Origin of the sequence: Frigoribacterium sp. VKM Ac-2530, from assembly GCF_015350835.1 — a bacterium.
Lineage (GTDB): Bacteria > Actinomycetota > Actinomycetes > Actinomycetales > Microbacteriaceae > Frigoribacterium.
The window spans coordinates 419067-434549 of the sequence record NZ_JADKSE010000001.1 but is presented as its reverse complement, the minus strand read 5'-3'; the positions used below and the strand labels follow the sequence as shown (position 1 = coordinate 434549).

The window sequence follows — 15483 nt, the reverse complement described above, 5'->3', positions numbered from 1 at the left end:
GACACGGGGAATCACCGCCGCGCCTGCGCGGTTAGGGTCGGAGGCCCGGCAGACCCGGGCAGCTCATCGACCAGGAAGATCACCCGTGACGTTCTCGACTCCCCGCCTCTCCCGCACGACCCGGATCATCGCCGTCGGCGTCGCCTCCGCCGCAGCCCTGCTGCTGACGGCGTGCGCGCCCGCCTCGACCGACGACGTCGTCTCGCAGACCGGGAGCGCCACCGCGGACACCAGCGCGGCGAAGAGCCTCTCCGACATCCAGGACGCCGGCGTGCTCGTCATCGGCACCGAGGGCACCTACCAGCCCTTCACCTACCACGAGGGCGGTTCGGGAGCCCTGACGGGCTACGACGTCGACGTGGCCACCGCCGTCGCCGAGAAGCTCGGCGTCGAGCCCAGCTTCCAGGAGACCCAGTTCGACGCGCTGCTCGCGGGCCTCGACGCCGGGCGCTTCGACGTCGTCGCGAACCAGATCTCGATCACCGATGAGCGCGAGGCGACCTTCGACTTCTCGACGCCGTACACGGTCAGCCGCGGCGTCGTGGTGACGGCCGCCGACGACACCTCGATCACGTCGCTCGCCGACCTCGCGGGCAAGACGACCGCGCAGTCGCAGTCGAGCAACTTCTACGACACCGCGAAGGACGCCGGCGCCGACGTGCAGGTCGTCGAGGGCTGGGCCCAGTCGGTCGCCCTCGTCGAGCAGGGGCGCATCGACGCCACCGTCAACGACGAGCTCACCTTCCTCGACTACGTGAAGACCAACCCCGAGCAGGCGGCGGCGATCAAGATCGCGGCGACGACCGACGACGTGTCGCGCTCGGCGCTCGTGACGACGAAGGGCAGCGACGACCTCGTGCAGGCGATGGACGACGCGCTGGCGGAGCTGAAGGCCGACGGCACGCTGGCCCAGATCTCGGACAAGTACTTCGGCCAGGACGTCAGCGAGTAACGTGCAGTCCTCACTCGACCTCTTCGGCCGGGCGTTCTGGCCGATCGCGTCGGGTGCCCTGGTCGCGTCGATCCCGCTGGCCCTCGCCTCCATGGCGATCGGCCTGGTCATCGCCCTCGTCGTCGCGATGATGCGGTTGTCGGGGCGCGCCTGGCTCTCCGGGCTGGCGCGGTTCTACACGTCGGTGATCCGGGGCACGCCGTTGCTCGTGCAGCTGTTCGTCGTCTTCTACGGGCTGCCGTCGATCGGCGTGCGGCTCGACCCGTGGCCGAGCGCGATCATCGCGTTCTCGCTCAACGTCGGCGGCTACGCGGCCGAGGTGATCCGGGCGGCCATCCTCTCGGTGCCCAAGGGCCAGTGGGAGGCGGCGCACACCATCGGCATGTCACGCACCCTGGCGCTGCGGCGGATCATCCTGCCGCAGGCGGCGCGGGTCTCGGTGCCCCCGTTGTCGAACACCTTCATCAGCCTCGTCAAGGACACCTCGCTCGCCAGCGTCATCCTCGTCGTCGAGCTGTTCCGGCAGGCGCAGCAGATCGCGACCGTGTCGAACCAGTTCCTGCTGATCTACCTCGAGGCCGCCCTGATCTACTGGGTGATCTGCCTCGTGCTGTCGTTCGGGCAGGACGCCCTCGAGAAGAGACTGGACCGACATGTCGCCCGCTGACCCGCCCCTGTCCGGCGCCTCCTCCCGTCCCGTCCGCCCCGGCCAGGCTGCCGAGCTCGTCCTCCGCGTCGAGGGCCTCCGCAAGTCGTTCGGCGCGACCGAGGTGCTCAAGGGCATCGACCTCGAGGTGCGGCGCGGCCGCGTCGTCGCGATCATCGGGCCGTCCGGCTCGGGCAAGACGACCGTGCTGCGGTCCCTGAACAGCCTCGAGGTCCCCGACGGCGGGCGGGCGACCCTGTCCGACGGACGGGTCGTCGACTTCGGCGGCAAGGTCGCCAAGCGCGACCTGCTCGCCCTCCGCGACCGGTCGTCGATGGTGTTCCAGCACTTCAACCTGTTCCCGCACCTCACCGTGCTGCAGAACGTGGTCGAGGGGCCGATCCGCGTCCAGGGCCGCGACCCCGAGGAGGCGCGGGCCGAGGCCCGCGAGCTGCTCACCCGGGTGGGCCTCGCCTCCCGCGTCGACGCCTGGCCGGTCGAGCTCTCGGGCGGTCAGCAGCAGCGGGTCGGCATCGTCCGCGCCCTGGCCCTCCGACCGGAGCTGCTGCTCTTCGACGAGCCGACCAGCGCCCTCGACCCCGAGCTCGTCGGCGACGTCCTCTCCGTCGTCAAGGAACTCGCCGACGAGGGCTGGACGATGGTCGTCGTCACGCACGAGCTCGAGTTCGCCCGCCGGGTCGCCGACGAGGTCGTCTTCATGGACGACGGCGTCGTGGTCGAGCGCGGCGCCCCCGCCGAGGTGCTGAACCGCCCCCGCGAACCGCGCACGCAGCAGTTCCTCCGCCGCGTGCTCAAGCCCCTCGACGACTGACCTCGCCCGGCTAGGAGGCTAGAAGTCGAAGAGGTTGGCCCGCAGGCCGCCGTCGCCGAGCTCCTGCCGCAGCACCCCGCGGCGGCGCAGCACCGGCACGAGCTCGTCGAGCATCCGGTGCACGGTGACGGGGTGCAGGTCGCCCGAGAAGATCATCCCGTCGCTGCCGCCGTCGTCGCCGAGCTCCTCGACGAAGTCGGCGAACTCGTCCGCCGTCCCGACGAAGCCCGCCCGCTCGCTGACGAGCCCCTTGCGCGCCTTCGCCGTGAGGAGCTCCCGCAGGGTGGTGTCCGCGAACGAACCCGCACCCCCGAGCAGGCCCTTGACCGAGCCGTGCGAGACGTGCTCGCCGAAGATCGCCGGGTCGACCGGCCGGTCGAGGTCCAGCGTCGTCAGGTCGGTCTCGAGGTCGCTCGACTGGCCGAGCGCGATCGCCTCCAGCACGTCGTCGGACGGGTGCCGGGAGGCCTCGACGACCCGCAGCGCCTCCTCGCGGCTCGGCACGATCTCGGGCTTGACGACGAAGAGCACGCGGATCTCCGACGGCTTCCGCCCTCGCTCGGCTGCCGCCGTCAGGATGCGCGCGCGGTAGTCGCGCACGCTCCCCGCGTCGAGCGGCGCGAGGGCCAGCTGCACGTCCGACTGCGTGCCCGCGAACGCGAGGCCGCGAGCCGACCCGCCGGGGGAGACGACGACCGGGTCGCCGCGCTCGAACGGCACCGCGTTGAGCGGGCCGGCGACGTCGAAGTGCTCGCCCACGTGCCGGAACGCGTCGAGCGCCGCCCCGTCGGCGAAGCGACCGGTGCCCGGGTCGGCGACCAGCGCCTCCTCGCCCCAGCTGTGCCACAGGCGTCGGACGACCGCCATCCACTCGTCGGCGCGGTCGTAGGCGGCGTCGTGCCCGAGCGCGGGCAGGCCGAAGTGCCGGGCGCTGCCGGTGTCGGTGACGAGGTTGAGGCCGAAGCGGTCGTCGCTGAGGTGGGCCAGGGTCGCGAACTGACGCGCGGCGAGGTACGGCGGGTAGGCGCCGGCGTTGATCGTCGGAGCGATGCCGATGCGCGACGTCGCGGCGAACAGGTAGGGCGCCAGCATGAGCGGGTCGTGCTTCGGACCGCCGTAGGCGCCCCGGACGCGCAGGTCGAGGGTCTCGGGCGAGCCGAGCGACAGCGCGTCCTCCATGATCACCAGGTCGAGGCCGGCCTGCTCGAGCTCGCGCACCGACTGCTGGTAGAGCGCGGGCTTCGTCCAGTCGTGGTTCCACTCCCGGTACGGGTGGCCCCAGCCCTGGGGGCCGAAGCCGCGGGAGAAGAACCAGCCGAAGTGCTGCAGGCGGGTCACGCCGCGTCCTCCTCTGCGGCGGCCGGGTGCAGCCGAGGAGGCGCGGCGTCGGCCGCCCCCTCGGCTGACTGCCCCGAGACGGTCGGCCCCCGGCGCACCGCCTCCAGGCCGCGCTCGAGGTCGCGGAGCAGGTCGTCGACGTCCTCGATGCCGACGGACAGCCGCAGCAGCCCGGGCCAGATGCCGGCGGCCCGCTGCTCGTCCGGCGTGCGCAGGGCGTGCGTCGTGGTGCCCGGGTGCAGGATCAGCGACCGGACGTCGCCGAGGTGGGTCATGCGGCTGATCAGCGCGACGGCGTCGACGAACAGCTCGGCCGCGGCGATCCCGCCGCGCAGGGTGAACGAGAAGACGCTGCCCGCGCCCCGGGGCAGGTACCGCTCGGCCAGGGCGTGGTGCGGGCTCGACGCGAGGCCCGCGTAGTCGACGGACTCCACCTCCTGCTGCTGCTCGAGCCACGTGGCGACGGCGAGGGCGTTGGCCGAGTGCCGCTCGACGCGGAGCGAGAGGGTCTCGACGCCCTGCTGGATGAGGAACGCGTTGAACGGCGAGGGCGCCGGCCCGATCCGGGCGGCCACGACCTCGCGGGCGTAGGCGAGCGCCGCCCGCGCCCCGAACCGCTCCGCGTAGCTGGCGCCGGCCAGCGCACGTCGCGGTTCGACCAGGTGCGGGAACCGCGGCGCGCCGCCCGCGTCGACCCCGGTCCAGTCGAACGCGTCGCCCGAGACGACGACGCCGCCGAGGGCGGTGCCGTGCCCCGCGAGGAACTTGCTCGCCGAGTGCACCACGAGGTCGGCCCCGTCGTCGAGGGGACGCCAGAGGTACGGCGACGCGAGCGTGTTGTCGACGACGAGCGGCAGCCCGGCCTCGTGGGCCACTCGGGCGATCGCGGCCACGTCGAGCAGGTCGTTCTTCGGGTTCGGGATCGGCTCGCCGTAGAGCAGCTTCGTCTCGGGACGGATCAGCCGGCGCCAGGCCTCGGGGTCGCCCGCGTCGTCGACGAACGAGACGTCGATGCCGAGCCGGGCGAAGTTGTCGACGAAGATGCCGCGCGTGCCCTCGTAGATGCTGCTCGCGCTGACGAGGTGGTCGCCCGCCTCGAGCAGGGCGAGCAGGGCGACCGTGATCGCCGCCTGCCCGGTGCCGACGAGCAGCGCGTCCGTGCCGTGCTCGAGCAGCGCGAGGCGGCGCTCGACCGCGGCCGTGGTGGGGTTGCCGCTCCGGGTGTAGACGTAGCCGGGATCGTCGCCGGCGAACCGGTCGCGGGCCTGGGCGAAGTCGTCGAAGACGAAGCCCGCGCTGAGGTGGATCGGCGAGACGCGGGCGCCGAAGTCGCCGTCGGTCGCCGCGCCTCCGTGCACCTGCTCGGTGGTGAACCCGTGCCGGTCGTGGTCTGCTCGCGGGTGTGCCTGGCTCACCGTGCGCCTCCTCTGGTCCGTGTGCTCAGCCGAACAGCCGCGAGCTCGCGATGCGCGCGCCCTCGCCGAGCGCGGCGAGCTTCGCCACGGCGATCTGCGGGTGGATGCGTCCGCCGAGCCCGCAGTCGGTCGAGGCGACGACCCGTTCGGGCCCCACCACCGACGCGAACGCCTCGATGCGGTCCGCGACGAGCTCGGGGTGCTCGACGACGTTCGTCGCGTGGCTCACGATGCCGGGGATGATCTTCTTGTGCGCCGGCAGGTCGAGGTCGCGCCAGACCTTCCACTCGTGCTCGTGCCGCACGTTGGCCGCCTCGAACGAGTACGCGCCGGCGGTGATCTCGAGCATGAGGTCGGCGATGTGCCGGAACTCGATGTCCGTGGTGTGCGGTCCGTGCCAGCTGCCCCAACAGAGGTGGAACCGGATCTGGTCCTCGGGCAGGCCGCGCAGGGCGTGGTTCAGCGCCTCGACCCGGATGCGCGTGAACGCGCGGTAGTCCTCGACGCTCGGCTCGGGGACGATCTGGTCCCAGTTCTCGGCGATCGACGGGTCGTCGATCTGCACCGTGAGGCCGGCCTCGACGATCGCCGTGTACTCCTCGCGCAGCACCTCGGCCCAGGCCCAGATGTGCTCCTCCTCGGTCGCGTAGAAGTCGTTCGCGATGCGCGCGCCGCTGCCGGGCGACAGCGACGTGATGAAGCCGGACGACGGGTCGGCGCCGGTCGCGGCGAGCCCCGCCTTGAGGTTGGCGATGTCGGAGGCGATGGCCGACTGCCCGACGTACGCGAGCGGCCCCGTGGTGCTGGGGAACGCGGTCGCGGTCGTGCCGGTGCTGATGCCCGAGGTCGGGTCCTGGTAGGCGTCGGCGAAGATCGTCCAGTCGCGCCGGTCGGGGAACGACGTCAGCCGCACGTCCCCCGGCGACGAGCGCACCGGCTCCTGCGAGAAGATGTCCGCGCCCGTGACCGTCAGGCCCGAGACCCGCTGGAACGAGTACGACCACCAGGCGCCGTAGTCGACCGCACTCGTCATGGCCTTGCCGTACTCGCCGTCGCCGACGACGGTGATGCCGAGGTCCTGCTGGCGGCGCACGAGGTCGACCACCGCGGCGGTCAGCAGCTCGTCGAACTCGGGCGTGCGCTCGAGCGTGAGGCCGTCGTCGGCCAGGCGGCGGGCGTTGTTGGCCGCGATGAGCTCGGGCGTGCGGGGCAGGCTGCCCGCGTGGCTGGTCTCGATCCTCTGGTTCGTCATGTGCCGATGGTGGACCTCGGTCCCGCCGGTGTCACGTGCCTGCGTCACGCGCCGTCACGAAGGCGCAGGAGGCAGCGGTGCGGGAACAGGACGGGCACGCTGGTCGTTGCCCCCGTCGACCGCCGACCGGCCCTGGCTACGATCGTCGGGAAGGGACACCGTGACTCAGACACCGCAGCAAGCTCAGACACCGCAACAAGCTCAGACACCCCAGCGAGCTCAGACACCGCAGCAGACCACCACCGCCCCCGCCCGCCCCCTCGACGACATCGAGGTCGAGCGCCTCCGGGCCGACTTCCCGATCCTCGCGCAACAGGTGTCGGGCGAGCCCCTGGCCTACCTCGACTCCGGCGCGACGGCGCAGCGCCCGCGCTCCGTGCTCGACGCCGAGCGCCGGTTCCTCGAGAACGACAACTCGGCCGTGCACCGCGGCGCGCACACGCTCGCCGCCCTGGCGACCGAGGCGTTCGAGGAGGCGCGCGAGACCGTCGCGCGCTTCGTGGGCGCCGCCTCCCACGAGGTCGTCTGGACGGCGAACGCGACCGACGCGATCAACCTGGTCGCGCACGGCTTCACGGCCGCGACCCTCGGCCGCGGCGACGAGGCCGCCCGCCGCTTCGCGCTCCGCCCGGGCGACGAGATCGTCGTGACGGAGGCCGAGCACCACGCGAACCTCGTTCCCTGGCAAGAGGTGGCGGCCACCACCGGAGCCGTCCTGCGCGTCGTTCCGGTCGACGACGACGGCGTCTGGACGCTCGACGACGCCCGTGCCGTCGTCACCGAGCGCACGCGGGTGCTCGCCTTCGCCCACGTGTCGAACGTGACCGGGCTGGTGGCGCCCGTCGAGCAGCTGGTCGAGCTCGCCCACGGGGTCGGCGCGCTGGTCGTGCTCGACGCCTGCCAGTCGGTGCCCCACCGCCCCGTCGACGTCCGCGCCCTCGGCGTCGACTTCGCCGCGTTCTCCGGCCACAAGATGCTCGGGCCCACCGGCATCGGCGTGCTCGTCGGCCGTGGCGAGCTGCTCGACGCCCTGCCCCCGTTCCGCACGGGAGGCTCGATGATCACCACCGTGACGCTCGAGTCCGCCGAGTACCTGCCCGCGCCCCAGCGCTTCGAGGCCGGCACGCAGCCGGTCTCGCAGGCCGTCGCCCTCGCCGAGGCCGTGCGCTACCTCGAGGCCGTCGGCCTCGAGCGCGTCCGCGACCACGAGGAGGCGCTGGCCGAGCAGCTGGTGGTCGGCCTGTCCGCGCTCCCCGGCGTCCACGTCGTCGGCCCACCCGCCGGCGTGCCGCGATCGGGCCTCGCCAGCTTCGTCGTCGACGGCGTGCACGCGCACGACGTGGGCCAGTACCTCGACGCCCAGGGGATCGCCGTGCGCGTCGGCCACCACTGCGCGCAGCCCCTGCACCGGCGGCTGGGCGTCACGGCGACGACGCGGGCGAGCACCTACCTGTACACGACCGCCGCCGAGGTCGACCGCCTGATCGCCGGCGTCGCCGGGGTCCGCGGCTACTTCGGGGCGGAGGACGCCCGATGAGCGCCTCCCTCGACTCGCTCTACCAGCAGGTGATCCTCGACCACGCGAAGGCACGGCAGGGCGACGGCGAGCTCCCCGACGCCGACGCCGAGCACTTCGAGCGGAACCCGACCTGCGGCGACGAGATCACGGTGCGGGTCCGGCTCGAGCCGGGCACCGACCGCATCGCCGACCTGCGCTGGCAGGGCGCGGGGTGCAGCATCTCGATGGCGTCGGCGTCGGTCCTCTCCGGACTCGCGCCGGGTCGGTCGCTGCCCGAGCTCGCGGCGCTCGTCGGCGAGTTCCGCACGATGATGCGGTCGCGGGGCGCGGGGGAGCCCGACGACGAGGTCCTCGGCGACGCCGTCGCCCTGCACGGCGTCTCGAAGTTCGTCATGCGGGTGAAGTGCGGCATGCTCGCCTGGGTCGCCGCCGAGGCCTGCGGCGCGGAGCTGGCGGCCCGCTGACCCGGAGCGCACCGTCACCGGCGCCGGTGCCCCCGGTTCATCCCTGAGGTGCAGGTGGGCAGGCCGTCGCCGCCACTAGTGTCGGCCCATGGAACCTCGGGGGAGCGACCGGCCGACGACGCCCTGGCCGGAACTGATCGAGCAGGCGCGGCACTACCCGTCGCCGCACAACTCGCAGCCGATCGTCGTGCAGCCGACGTCCGCGACGACCGCGACCGTCTGGTACGACCTCGACCGGGGCCTCCCCGCCGAGTCGTTCGGCATCCCGTTCGCCCACGTCTGCGGCGGGGTGTTCCTCGCCGGCCTCGCGATCGTCGCCCGTGCCCAGGGCTTCGTCGTCCGCGAGGCGCTCGACCTCGCGCCGATGGACTTCGGCGGGGACGCCCGGCTGCACCGCCTGGCCGAGGTCGTCCTCGAGCCGCGCGAGGCGACCGACGCCGACCGCGCCGACCGTGACGCCTTCCTCGCCCGGCAGACGTCGCGCCGTCCCTACGACGCGACGACCGTGGACGAGGAGGTGCTGGCCGGCGCCCGCGCGATCGCCGCCTCCCACGGTCACCTCCTCCGCAGCACGACCGACGCCGCGACGGTCGACGACGTCGTCCGCATCAACCAGGAGACGCTCTTCGACGACCTGCAGGACGACGACGTGCACGCCGAGATCATGACCTGGCTGCGCTTCTCGGCGAAGCAGGCCGCGGAGACCGGCGACGGCCTGAGCGCCGAGACCATGTTGATGCCGGGGCCGGTGCTCCGGTTCGCCATGGGCCACCGTCGGCTCTGGACGGCGCCGGTCGTCGGCGACGCCGTCAGGCGGGTCTACCTCGGCACCATGAAGGGCGTCCGCCAGCTCGCCTGGCTGGAGGGCCCGTTCGCGGGCCCCGCCGACCACGTCGAGGCGGGCCGGGCGTTCCTCGAGGTGTGGCTCGAGCTGTCGCGGCACGGCGTCGCCCTGCACCCGTTCGGCACCGTCATCACCAACCCGCGGTCGCACGCCGCGTTCGTCCGCGCCGTCGACGTCGACGAGCAGGACGGGCGGATGGCCTGGATGCTCTTCCGGCTGGGGCGGAGCGCTCCGCCGCCCGTGGCCCGCCGACGCCCGGCCGCCGCGATGACGATCGGGGCGGGGGAAGGACGATGAAGCGGCTCGTGGTCTTCACGCTCCTCCGGGTGGTCGACGGCCTCGTCAAGCTCGCGATGCCCCGGGTCGAGACGCACCGCCTCCTGCTCGTCCCCGGCATCGAGCCGCTGCGCTGGCGGCTCGGGCGCTGGCGCGCCTGGCGCACCATGGAGCGAGCGGCGCGGTCGGTGCCCGCCTACCGGGCGTTCCTCCGGGAGCACGGGCAGGGCCGTCGACTCGACACCCGGGACGGCGTCGAGGCCGCGTTCGCCCGACTGCCCGAGATGGACAAGGAGTCGTACGTCAAGCGCTGGAGCATCGCCGAGCGCTGCCTCGGCGGCCGCCTCCCGCGCCGAGGGGTGGTCGTCGACGAGTCGTCGGGCAGCTCGGGCGTGCCGACGAGCTGGGTGCGCGGGCCCGACGAGCGCCAGGCCACGAGACAGCTGCTGCAGCTCGGGTTCGCCCGCACGTCGGCCGAGCTGCCGCACCCGCCGTTCGTGCTCAACGCGTTCTCGCTCGGCGCCTGGGCCACCGGCATGAACGTCACCGCGTCGCTCACCGAGTCGACGATGATCAAGTCGATCGGACCGGACCCGGACAAGATCATCCAGACGATGCGCGAGTTCGGCACCGGGTTCACCTACGTCATCCTCAGCTACCCGCCGTTCCTCAAGGGCCTCTTCGAGGACGACCGGCTCGACTGGTCGCAGTACACGATCGTCGCCGCGTTCGGGGGCGAGGGCATCAGCGAGAACATGCGCGGGCACATCCTCGAGTACGCCCGCGCGGTCCTCGGCTCGTACGGCGCGAGCGACCTCGAGATCAACCTCGGCATCGAGACCGAGTTCACCGTGGCCCTCCGCCGCGCGATCGCCGACGACCCCGACCTCGCGGCCCGGCTCACCCGGCAGCAGGAGTACGGCGTGCTGCCGATGATCTTCCAGTTCAACCCGTTCGGGTACCTGATCGAGACGAACGAGGCCGGCGAGCTCGTCGTCACGATCGCCCGCGCCGAGAACATCAGCCCCCGGATCCGCTACAACATCCACGACCGGGGGCACGTGACCCGGATGCGCGACGTCCTGCCGGTGCTGCGCGAGAAGGGGCTGTCGGCGGTCGTCGCCGAGAAGTTCCTCGACCTGCCGCTGCTCTTCCACTACGGCCGGAGCGACCTCTCGGTCGACTACAACGGCGCCGTCGTGGCGCCCGACGCCCTCCGCGACGTGCTGAACGGCGACCCTGCCCTGCTGCAGGCCGTCGAGAACCACCGGCTCATCGCCTTCGAGGACGCGTCGGGCGACCGTCAGCTGCACATCGCCCTCCAGCTCTCGCCGAACGCCGACGACGTCGACACCGGCCCGTGGCGCGACGACGTCGTGAGCGGCCTGCGGCGCCTGAACCTCGACTTCTCGAACGCCGTCCGCACCGCGGCGCCCGCGACCCTCCCCACCGTCGCCTTCTACGCGCACCGCACGGGCCCCTTCGCCGGCGACGGCGCGAAGCTGAAGAACGAGTACGTCTGGCAGCTCGGCCCCGGCGAGGTCGACCGGCACGACCTCGACCTGGGCTGGACGGCGCCGAGGGAGGCCTGACCGGCGGCGGCCGCCGCTGCCGGCGGCACTAAACTGGCGCGCGTCCCCTCGATCGTCAGGAGCCCTCCACCGTGTCAGACCAGCCTGCCCCCGCCGCCCTCGCCGCCGCACCTGAGACCGTCGAGGCGACCGAGACCACGACGGGGCTCGAGCTGTTCACGGACAAGGGCGTCGTCGCGATGCGCGTCGCCGGCGAGCTGCGCGACCTCGCGTCCGAGCTGCACGCGGGCGACGTCGCCGAGGCCGTCACCATCGGGTCGCCCGACGGCCTGGCCGTGCTCCGCCACTCGGCCGCGCACGTCATGGCGCAGGCCGTCCAGGGCATCAACCCGGAGGCGAAGCTCGGCATCGGCCCGCCCGTCACCGACGGCTTCTACTACGACTTCGACGTCGCCGAGCCGTTCACGCCCGACGACCTCAAGGCGATCGAGAAGGGCATGGAGCGGATCATCCGCCAGGGCCAGCGCTTCCGCCGCCGCGTCGTCACCGAGGCCGAGGCGCGCGCCGAGCTCGCCGGCGAGCCCTACAAGCTCGAGCTGATCGGCCTCAAGGGCGGGTCGGCCGACGAGATCGGCGACGACGGCGAGTCGGTCGAGGTCGGCGGCGCCGAGCTGACCATCTACGACAACGTCGACCCGAAGTCCGGCGACGTGCTCTGGTCCGACCTCTGCCGCGGCCCCCACGTGCCGAGCACCCGCGTCCTCGGCAACGCCACGAAGCTGATGCGCGTCGCCGCCGCCTACTGGCGCGGCTCGGAGAAGAACCCGCAGCTGCAGCGCATCTACGGCACCGCCTGGCCCACGAAGGACGAGCTGCGCGAGTACCAGGCCCGGCTCGAGGAGGCGGCGAAGCGCGACCACCGCAAGCTCGGCGTCGAGCTCGACCTCTTCTCGTTCCCGGACGAGATCGGCTCGGGCCTCGCGATCTTCCACCCGAAGGGCGGCATCATCCGCCGCGAGATGGAGGACTACTCCCGTCGTCGCCACGAGGCCGCGGGCTACGACTTCGTGTACACGCCGCACATCACCAAGGCGAGCCTGTTCGAGACCTCGGGCCACCTCGGCTGGTACAAGGACGGCATGTTCCCGGCCATGAAGCTCGACGAGGCCCGGAACGACGAGGGCGAGGTCACCCGCCAGGGCGCCGACTACTACCTCAAGCCGATGAACTGCCCCATGCACATCCTCGCGTACCGCTCGCAGCCGCGGTCGTACCGCGACCTGCCGATGCGCCTCTTCGAGTTCGGCACCGTCTACCGCAACGAGAAGTCGGGCGTCATCCACGGCCTCACCCGGGTGCGGGGCATGACCCAGGACGACGCGCACATCTTCACCACGACCGACAAGATGAAGGAGGAGCTGACCGGCACCCTGAACTTCGTCCTGTCCCTGCTCCGTGACTACGGCCTGACCGACTTCTACCTCGAGCTCTCGACGAAGGACCCGGTCAAGTACGTCGGCGACGACGACATCTGGGACACCGCCACGCAGACCCTCCGCGAGGTGGCAGAGGAGTCCGGGCTCGAGCTCGTCCCCGACCCGGGCGGAGCCGCGTTCTACGGCCCCAAGATCTCGGTGCAGGCCCGCGACGCCATCGGCCGCACATGGCAGATGTCGACGGTCCAGCTCGACTTCAACCTGCCCGAGCGCTTCGAGCTCGAGTACGCGGCCGCGGACGGCACCCGACAGCGTCCGGTCATGATCCACCGGGCGCTGTTCGGCACCATCGAGCGGTTCTTCGGGGTCCTCACCGAGCACTACGCCGGGGCGTTCCCCGTGTGGCTGTCCCCGGTCCAGGTCGTGGCGATCCCCGTGGCCGACGAGTACGGCGACTACCTCGACGACGTGGTGCGCCAGCTGCGCGAAAAGGGCGTCCGCGCCCAGGTCGACCACGGCGACGACCGGTTCCCCAAGAAGATCCGCACGCACACGAAGTCCAAGGTGCCCTTCCAGCTCATCGCGGGCGAGGAGGACCGCGCGGCCGGCGCCGTGAGCTTCCGCTACCGCGACGGCTCCCAGGAGAACGGCGTGCCCGTCGCCGACGCCGTGGCCAAGATCCTCGAGGCGATCGAGACGAAGGCCCAGGTCTGACCGTGGGGGCAGGCGCCGACGAGCTGCCGGCCGACGTCGACCCGGTCGGCGACGAGTCGGCGCGCGTCGAGTCGGCGGACGACTTCGCGTCGGCGCCCGACGCGTTCCAGCGCCTCTGGACGCCGCACCGTGCCGTGTACGTCAGCCGCGGCCAGGGCGCCCACGACGACGCGTGCCCGTTCTGCGCCGCGCCCTCGCGCAGCGACGAGGAGGCGCTGATCGTCGCCCGGGGGCAGCACGCGTTCGTCCTGCTGAACCTGTACCCGTACAACCCCGGCCACCTGCTGGTCTGCCCCTACCGGCACATCTCGACCTACGACCTGGCCACGCCCGACGAGGTCGCCGAGATCGGCGCGCTGACCCAGACCGCCATGCGCGTCGTCCGCGAGGTCTCGCACGCCCAGGGCTTCAACATGGGCATGAACCAGGGGTCGGTCGGCGGTGCCGGCATCGCCGAGCACCTGCACCAGCACGTGGTGCCGCGCTACGGTGGCGACTCGAACTTCTTCCCGATCATCGCCCAGACCAAGGCCGTCACCCAGCTGCTCGGCGACGTCCGCGAGGCGCTGGCGGCCGCCTGGCCCGTCGGGGGAGACCAGGCCACTCGGTGACGAGCGGCACATCGGCGACGCACGCCCCCGGGCAGCGCCTAAACTGAGGCCATCATGAGCGACAGCACCCCCACCTCCGTCCCGTCCGCCGGCAGCACGACCGGATCGGACCGCGTCAAGCGCGGTCTCGCCGAGATGCTCAAGGGCGGCGTCATCATGGACGTCGTCAACGTCGAGCAGGCGAAGATCGCAGAAGACGCGGGGGCCGTCGCCGTCATGGCCCTCGAGCGCGTGCCCGCCGACATCCGCTCGCAGGGCGGCGTCGCCCGCATGAGCGACCCCGACATGATCGACGAGATCATCGCGGCCGTCTCGATCCCCGTCATGGCGAAGGCGCGCATCGGCCACTTCGTCGAGGCACAGATCCTCCAGACGCTCGGCGTCGACTACATCGACGAGTCCGAGGTGCTGAGCCCCGCCGACTACGTCAACCACATCGACAAGTGGAACTTCACGGTCCCCTTCGTCTGCGGTGCGACGAACCTGGGCGAGGCGCTCCGTCGCATCACCGAGGGCGCCGCCATGATCCGCTCCAAGGGCGAGGCCGGCACCGGCGACGTGTCCGAGGCGACCAAGCACATCCGCACCATCTCGAAAGAGATCGCGCAGCTCCAGGGCCTCAAGACCGACGAGCTGTACGTGGCCGCGAAAGAGCTGCAGGCGCCCTACGAGCTGGTGAAGGAGATCGCCGAGACCGGCAAGCTCCCCGTAGTCCTCTTCACCGCCGGCGGCGTCGCGACGCCCGCCGACGCGGCGCTGATGATGCAGCTCGGCGCCGACGGCGTCTTCGTGGGCTCCGGCATCTTCAAGTCGGGCAACCCGGCCGAGCGCGCCGCCGCGATCGTCAAGGCCACGACGTTCTTCGACGACCCCCAGGTCGTCGCCGACGCGTCGCGCGGCCTCGGCGAGGCCATGGTCGGCATCAACGTGCCCGACCTGCCCGCGCCGCATCGCCTCGCCGAGCGTGGCTGGTAGCCGACACGAGGAGGCGGCGGCCCCGCGGGTCGGGGTCCTCGCCCTCCAGGGCGACTTCCGCGAGCACCTCGCGGTGCTGACCGCCCTCGGAGCGGTCGCCGTGCCCGTGCGCCGGCCCGACGAGCTCGCGGGCGTGTCCGGTCTCGTCATCCCGGGCGGCGAGTCGACCGTGATGGACAAGCTCAGCCGCACCTTCGGCATGGCCGAGCCGCTGCGTGCGGCCGTCGACGCGGGTCTGCCCGTCTACGGGACGTGCGCCGGGCTGATCATGCTCGCCGACCGGGTCGTCGACGGCTCCGCCGGGCAGCGCACGATCGGCGGCCTCGACGTTGCCGTGCGCCGCAACGCCTTCGGCGGGCAGAACGAGTCGTTCGAGACCGACCTCGTCGTGCCCGTCGTGGGCGATGGGCCCGTGCACGCGGTCTTCATCCGGGCGCCCGTGGTGGCCGAGGTGGGTCCGCTCGCCACGGCGGTGGGCGTCCTCGACGACGGTCGGGTCGTCGCCGTCGAGCAGGGGAACCTGCTCGGCACGTCGTTCCACCCCGAGGTGACCGGCGAGCTCCGGTTCCACGTGCGGTTCCTCGAGAAGGCGCGCGCCTGGTCCTCGCGCTGACGCGCCTCCTCGTCCTGCCCGGTCCTGACCTGTCGCTGCCGCCCCGGCGGCGGGCCTGCCGGTA

At 72.4% G+C, this 15483-nt stretch carries 14 protein-coding genes; 11 read left to right on the top strand and 3 right to left on the bottom strand.

Features of this window, described 5'->3' with window-relative positions; translation table 11 throughout:
• Window positions 1–85: 85 nt before the first annotated feature.
• The 3 genes from ITJ48_RS01990 to ITJ48_RS01980 are packed head-to-tail and all read left to right on the top strand — an operon-like array spanning window position 86 to window position 2430.
• Window positions 86–952 carry a transporter substrate-binding domain-containing protein gene (locus tag ITJ48_RS01990; protein ID WP_370544737.1) on the top strand — a complete coding sequence of 289 codons (867 nt, stop codon included), beginning with the start codon at window positions 86–88 and terminating at the stop codon, window positions 950–952.
• 1 nt (window position 953) lies between these two features.
• Window positions 954–1619 (top strand): amino acid ABC transporter permease, encoded by a 666-nt coding sequence (locus ITJ48_RS01985; RefSeq protein WP_370544736.1) that lies wholly within the window; start codon window positions 954–956, stop codon window positions 1617–1619.
• A complete protein-coding gene (locus ITJ48_RS01980) occupies window positions 1606–2430 on the top strand; it encodes an amino acid ABC transporter ATP-binding protein (RefSeq protein WP_194612196.1) in 825 nt (274 codons plus the stop codon). Before ITJ48_RS01985 ends, ITJ48_RS01980 begins: the two co-directional genes overlap by 14 nt.
• Window positions 2431–2448: 18 nt before the next feature.
• On the opposite strand, the gene ITJ48_RS01975 is transcribed toward ITJ48_RS01980, so the two are convergent.
• Genes ITJ48_RS01975 through ITJ48_RS01965 form a run of 3 tightly spaced genes read right to left on the bottom strand, consistent with a single transcriptional unit; the run spans window position 2449 to window position 6435 of the window.
• Window positions 2449–3768 carry an LLM class flavin-dependent oxidoreductase gene (locus tag ITJ48_RS01975; protein ID WP_194612195.1) on the bottom strand — a complete coding sequence of 440 codons (1320 nt, stop codon included), beginning with the start codon at window positions 3766–3768 and terminating at the stop codon, window positions 2449–2451.
• Entirely contained in the window at window positions 3765–5183 is a 1419-nt protein-coding gene (locus ITJ48_RS01970; protein WP_194612194.1) for a PLP-dependent transferase, read from the bottom strand. The genes ITJ48_RS01975 and ITJ48_RS01970 overlap by 4 nt, the downstream gene beginning before the upstream one ends.
• Window positions 5184–5208: 25 nt before the next feature.
• Window positions 5209–6435: a cobalamin-independent methionine synthase II family protein gene (locus ITJ48_RS01965; RefSeq protein WP_194612193.1), complete on the bottom strand. Its 1227-nt coding sequence runs from the start codon at window positions 6433–6435 to the stop codon at window positions 5209–5211.
• Between the two features lie 268 nt (window positions 6436–6703).
• On the opposite strand from ITJ48_RS01965, the gene ITJ48_RS01960 reads away from it, so the two are divergent.
• The 8 genes from ITJ48_RS01960 to pdxT all read left to right on the top strand — a co-directional run bounded on the left by ITJ48_RS01960 (window position 6704) and on the right by pdxT (window position 15419).
• On the top strand, window positions 6704–7972 hold the full coding sequence (locus tag ITJ48_RS01960; protein WP_370544847.1) for an aminotransferase class V-fold PLP-dependent enzyme: 1269 nt from the start codon (window positions 6704–6706) through the stop codon (window positions 7970–7972).
• A complete protein-coding gene (gene sufU / locus ITJ48_RS01955) occupies window positions 7969–8418 on the top strand; it encodes a Fe-S cluster assembly sulfur transfer protein SufU (protein ID WP_194612191.1) in 450 nt (149 codons plus the stop codon). The genes ITJ48_RS01960 and sufU overlap by 4 nt, the downstream gene beginning before the upstream one ends.
• 88 nt (window positions 8419–8506) lie before the next feature.
• Window positions 8507–9559, top strand: coding sequence for a hypothetical protein (locus ITJ48_RS01950; protein WP_194612190.1), 1053 nt, complete (start codon window positions 8507–8509; stop codon window positions 9557–9559).
• A complete protein-coding gene (locus tag ITJ48_RS01945; protein WP_194612189.1) occupies window positions 9556–11130 on the top strand; it encodes a phenylacetate--CoA ligase family protein in 1575 nt (524 codons plus the stop codon). Before ITJ48_RS01950 ends, ITJ48_RS01945 begins: the two co-directional genes overlap by 4 nt.
• Window positions 11131–11309: 179 nt before the next feature.
• On the top strand, window positions 11310–13220 hold the full coding sequence (gene thrS / locus ITJ48_RS01940) for a threonine--tRNA ligase (RefSeq protein WP_228506338.1): 1911 nt from the start codon (window positions 11310–11312) through the stop codon (window positions 13218–13220).
• A gap of 2 nt (window positions 13221–13222) precedes the next feature.
• Complete coding sequence (locus tag ITJ48_RS01935) at window positions 13223–13831, top strand: HIT domain-containing protein (RefSeq protein ID WP_370544735.1); 609 nt, start codon at window positions 13223–13225, stop codon at window positions 13829–13831.
• 54 nt (window positions 13832–13885) lie between these two features.
• On the top strand, window positions 13886–14806 hold the full coding sequence (gene pdxS, locus ITJ48_RS01930; protein WP_194612187.1) for a pyridoxal 5'-phosphate synthase lyase subunit PdxS: 921 nt from the start codon (window positions 13886–13888) through the stop codon (window positions 14804–14806).
• Complete coding sequence (gene pdxT / locus ITJ48_RS01925; protein ID WP_194612186.1) at window positions 14796–15419, top strand: pyridoxal 5'-phosphate synthase glutaminase subunit PdxT; 624 nt, start codon at window positions 14796–14798, stop codon at window positions 15417–15419. The genes pdxS and pdxT overlap by 11 nt, the downstream gene beginning before the upstream one ends.
• Window positions 15420–15483: the final 64 nt, after the last annotated feature.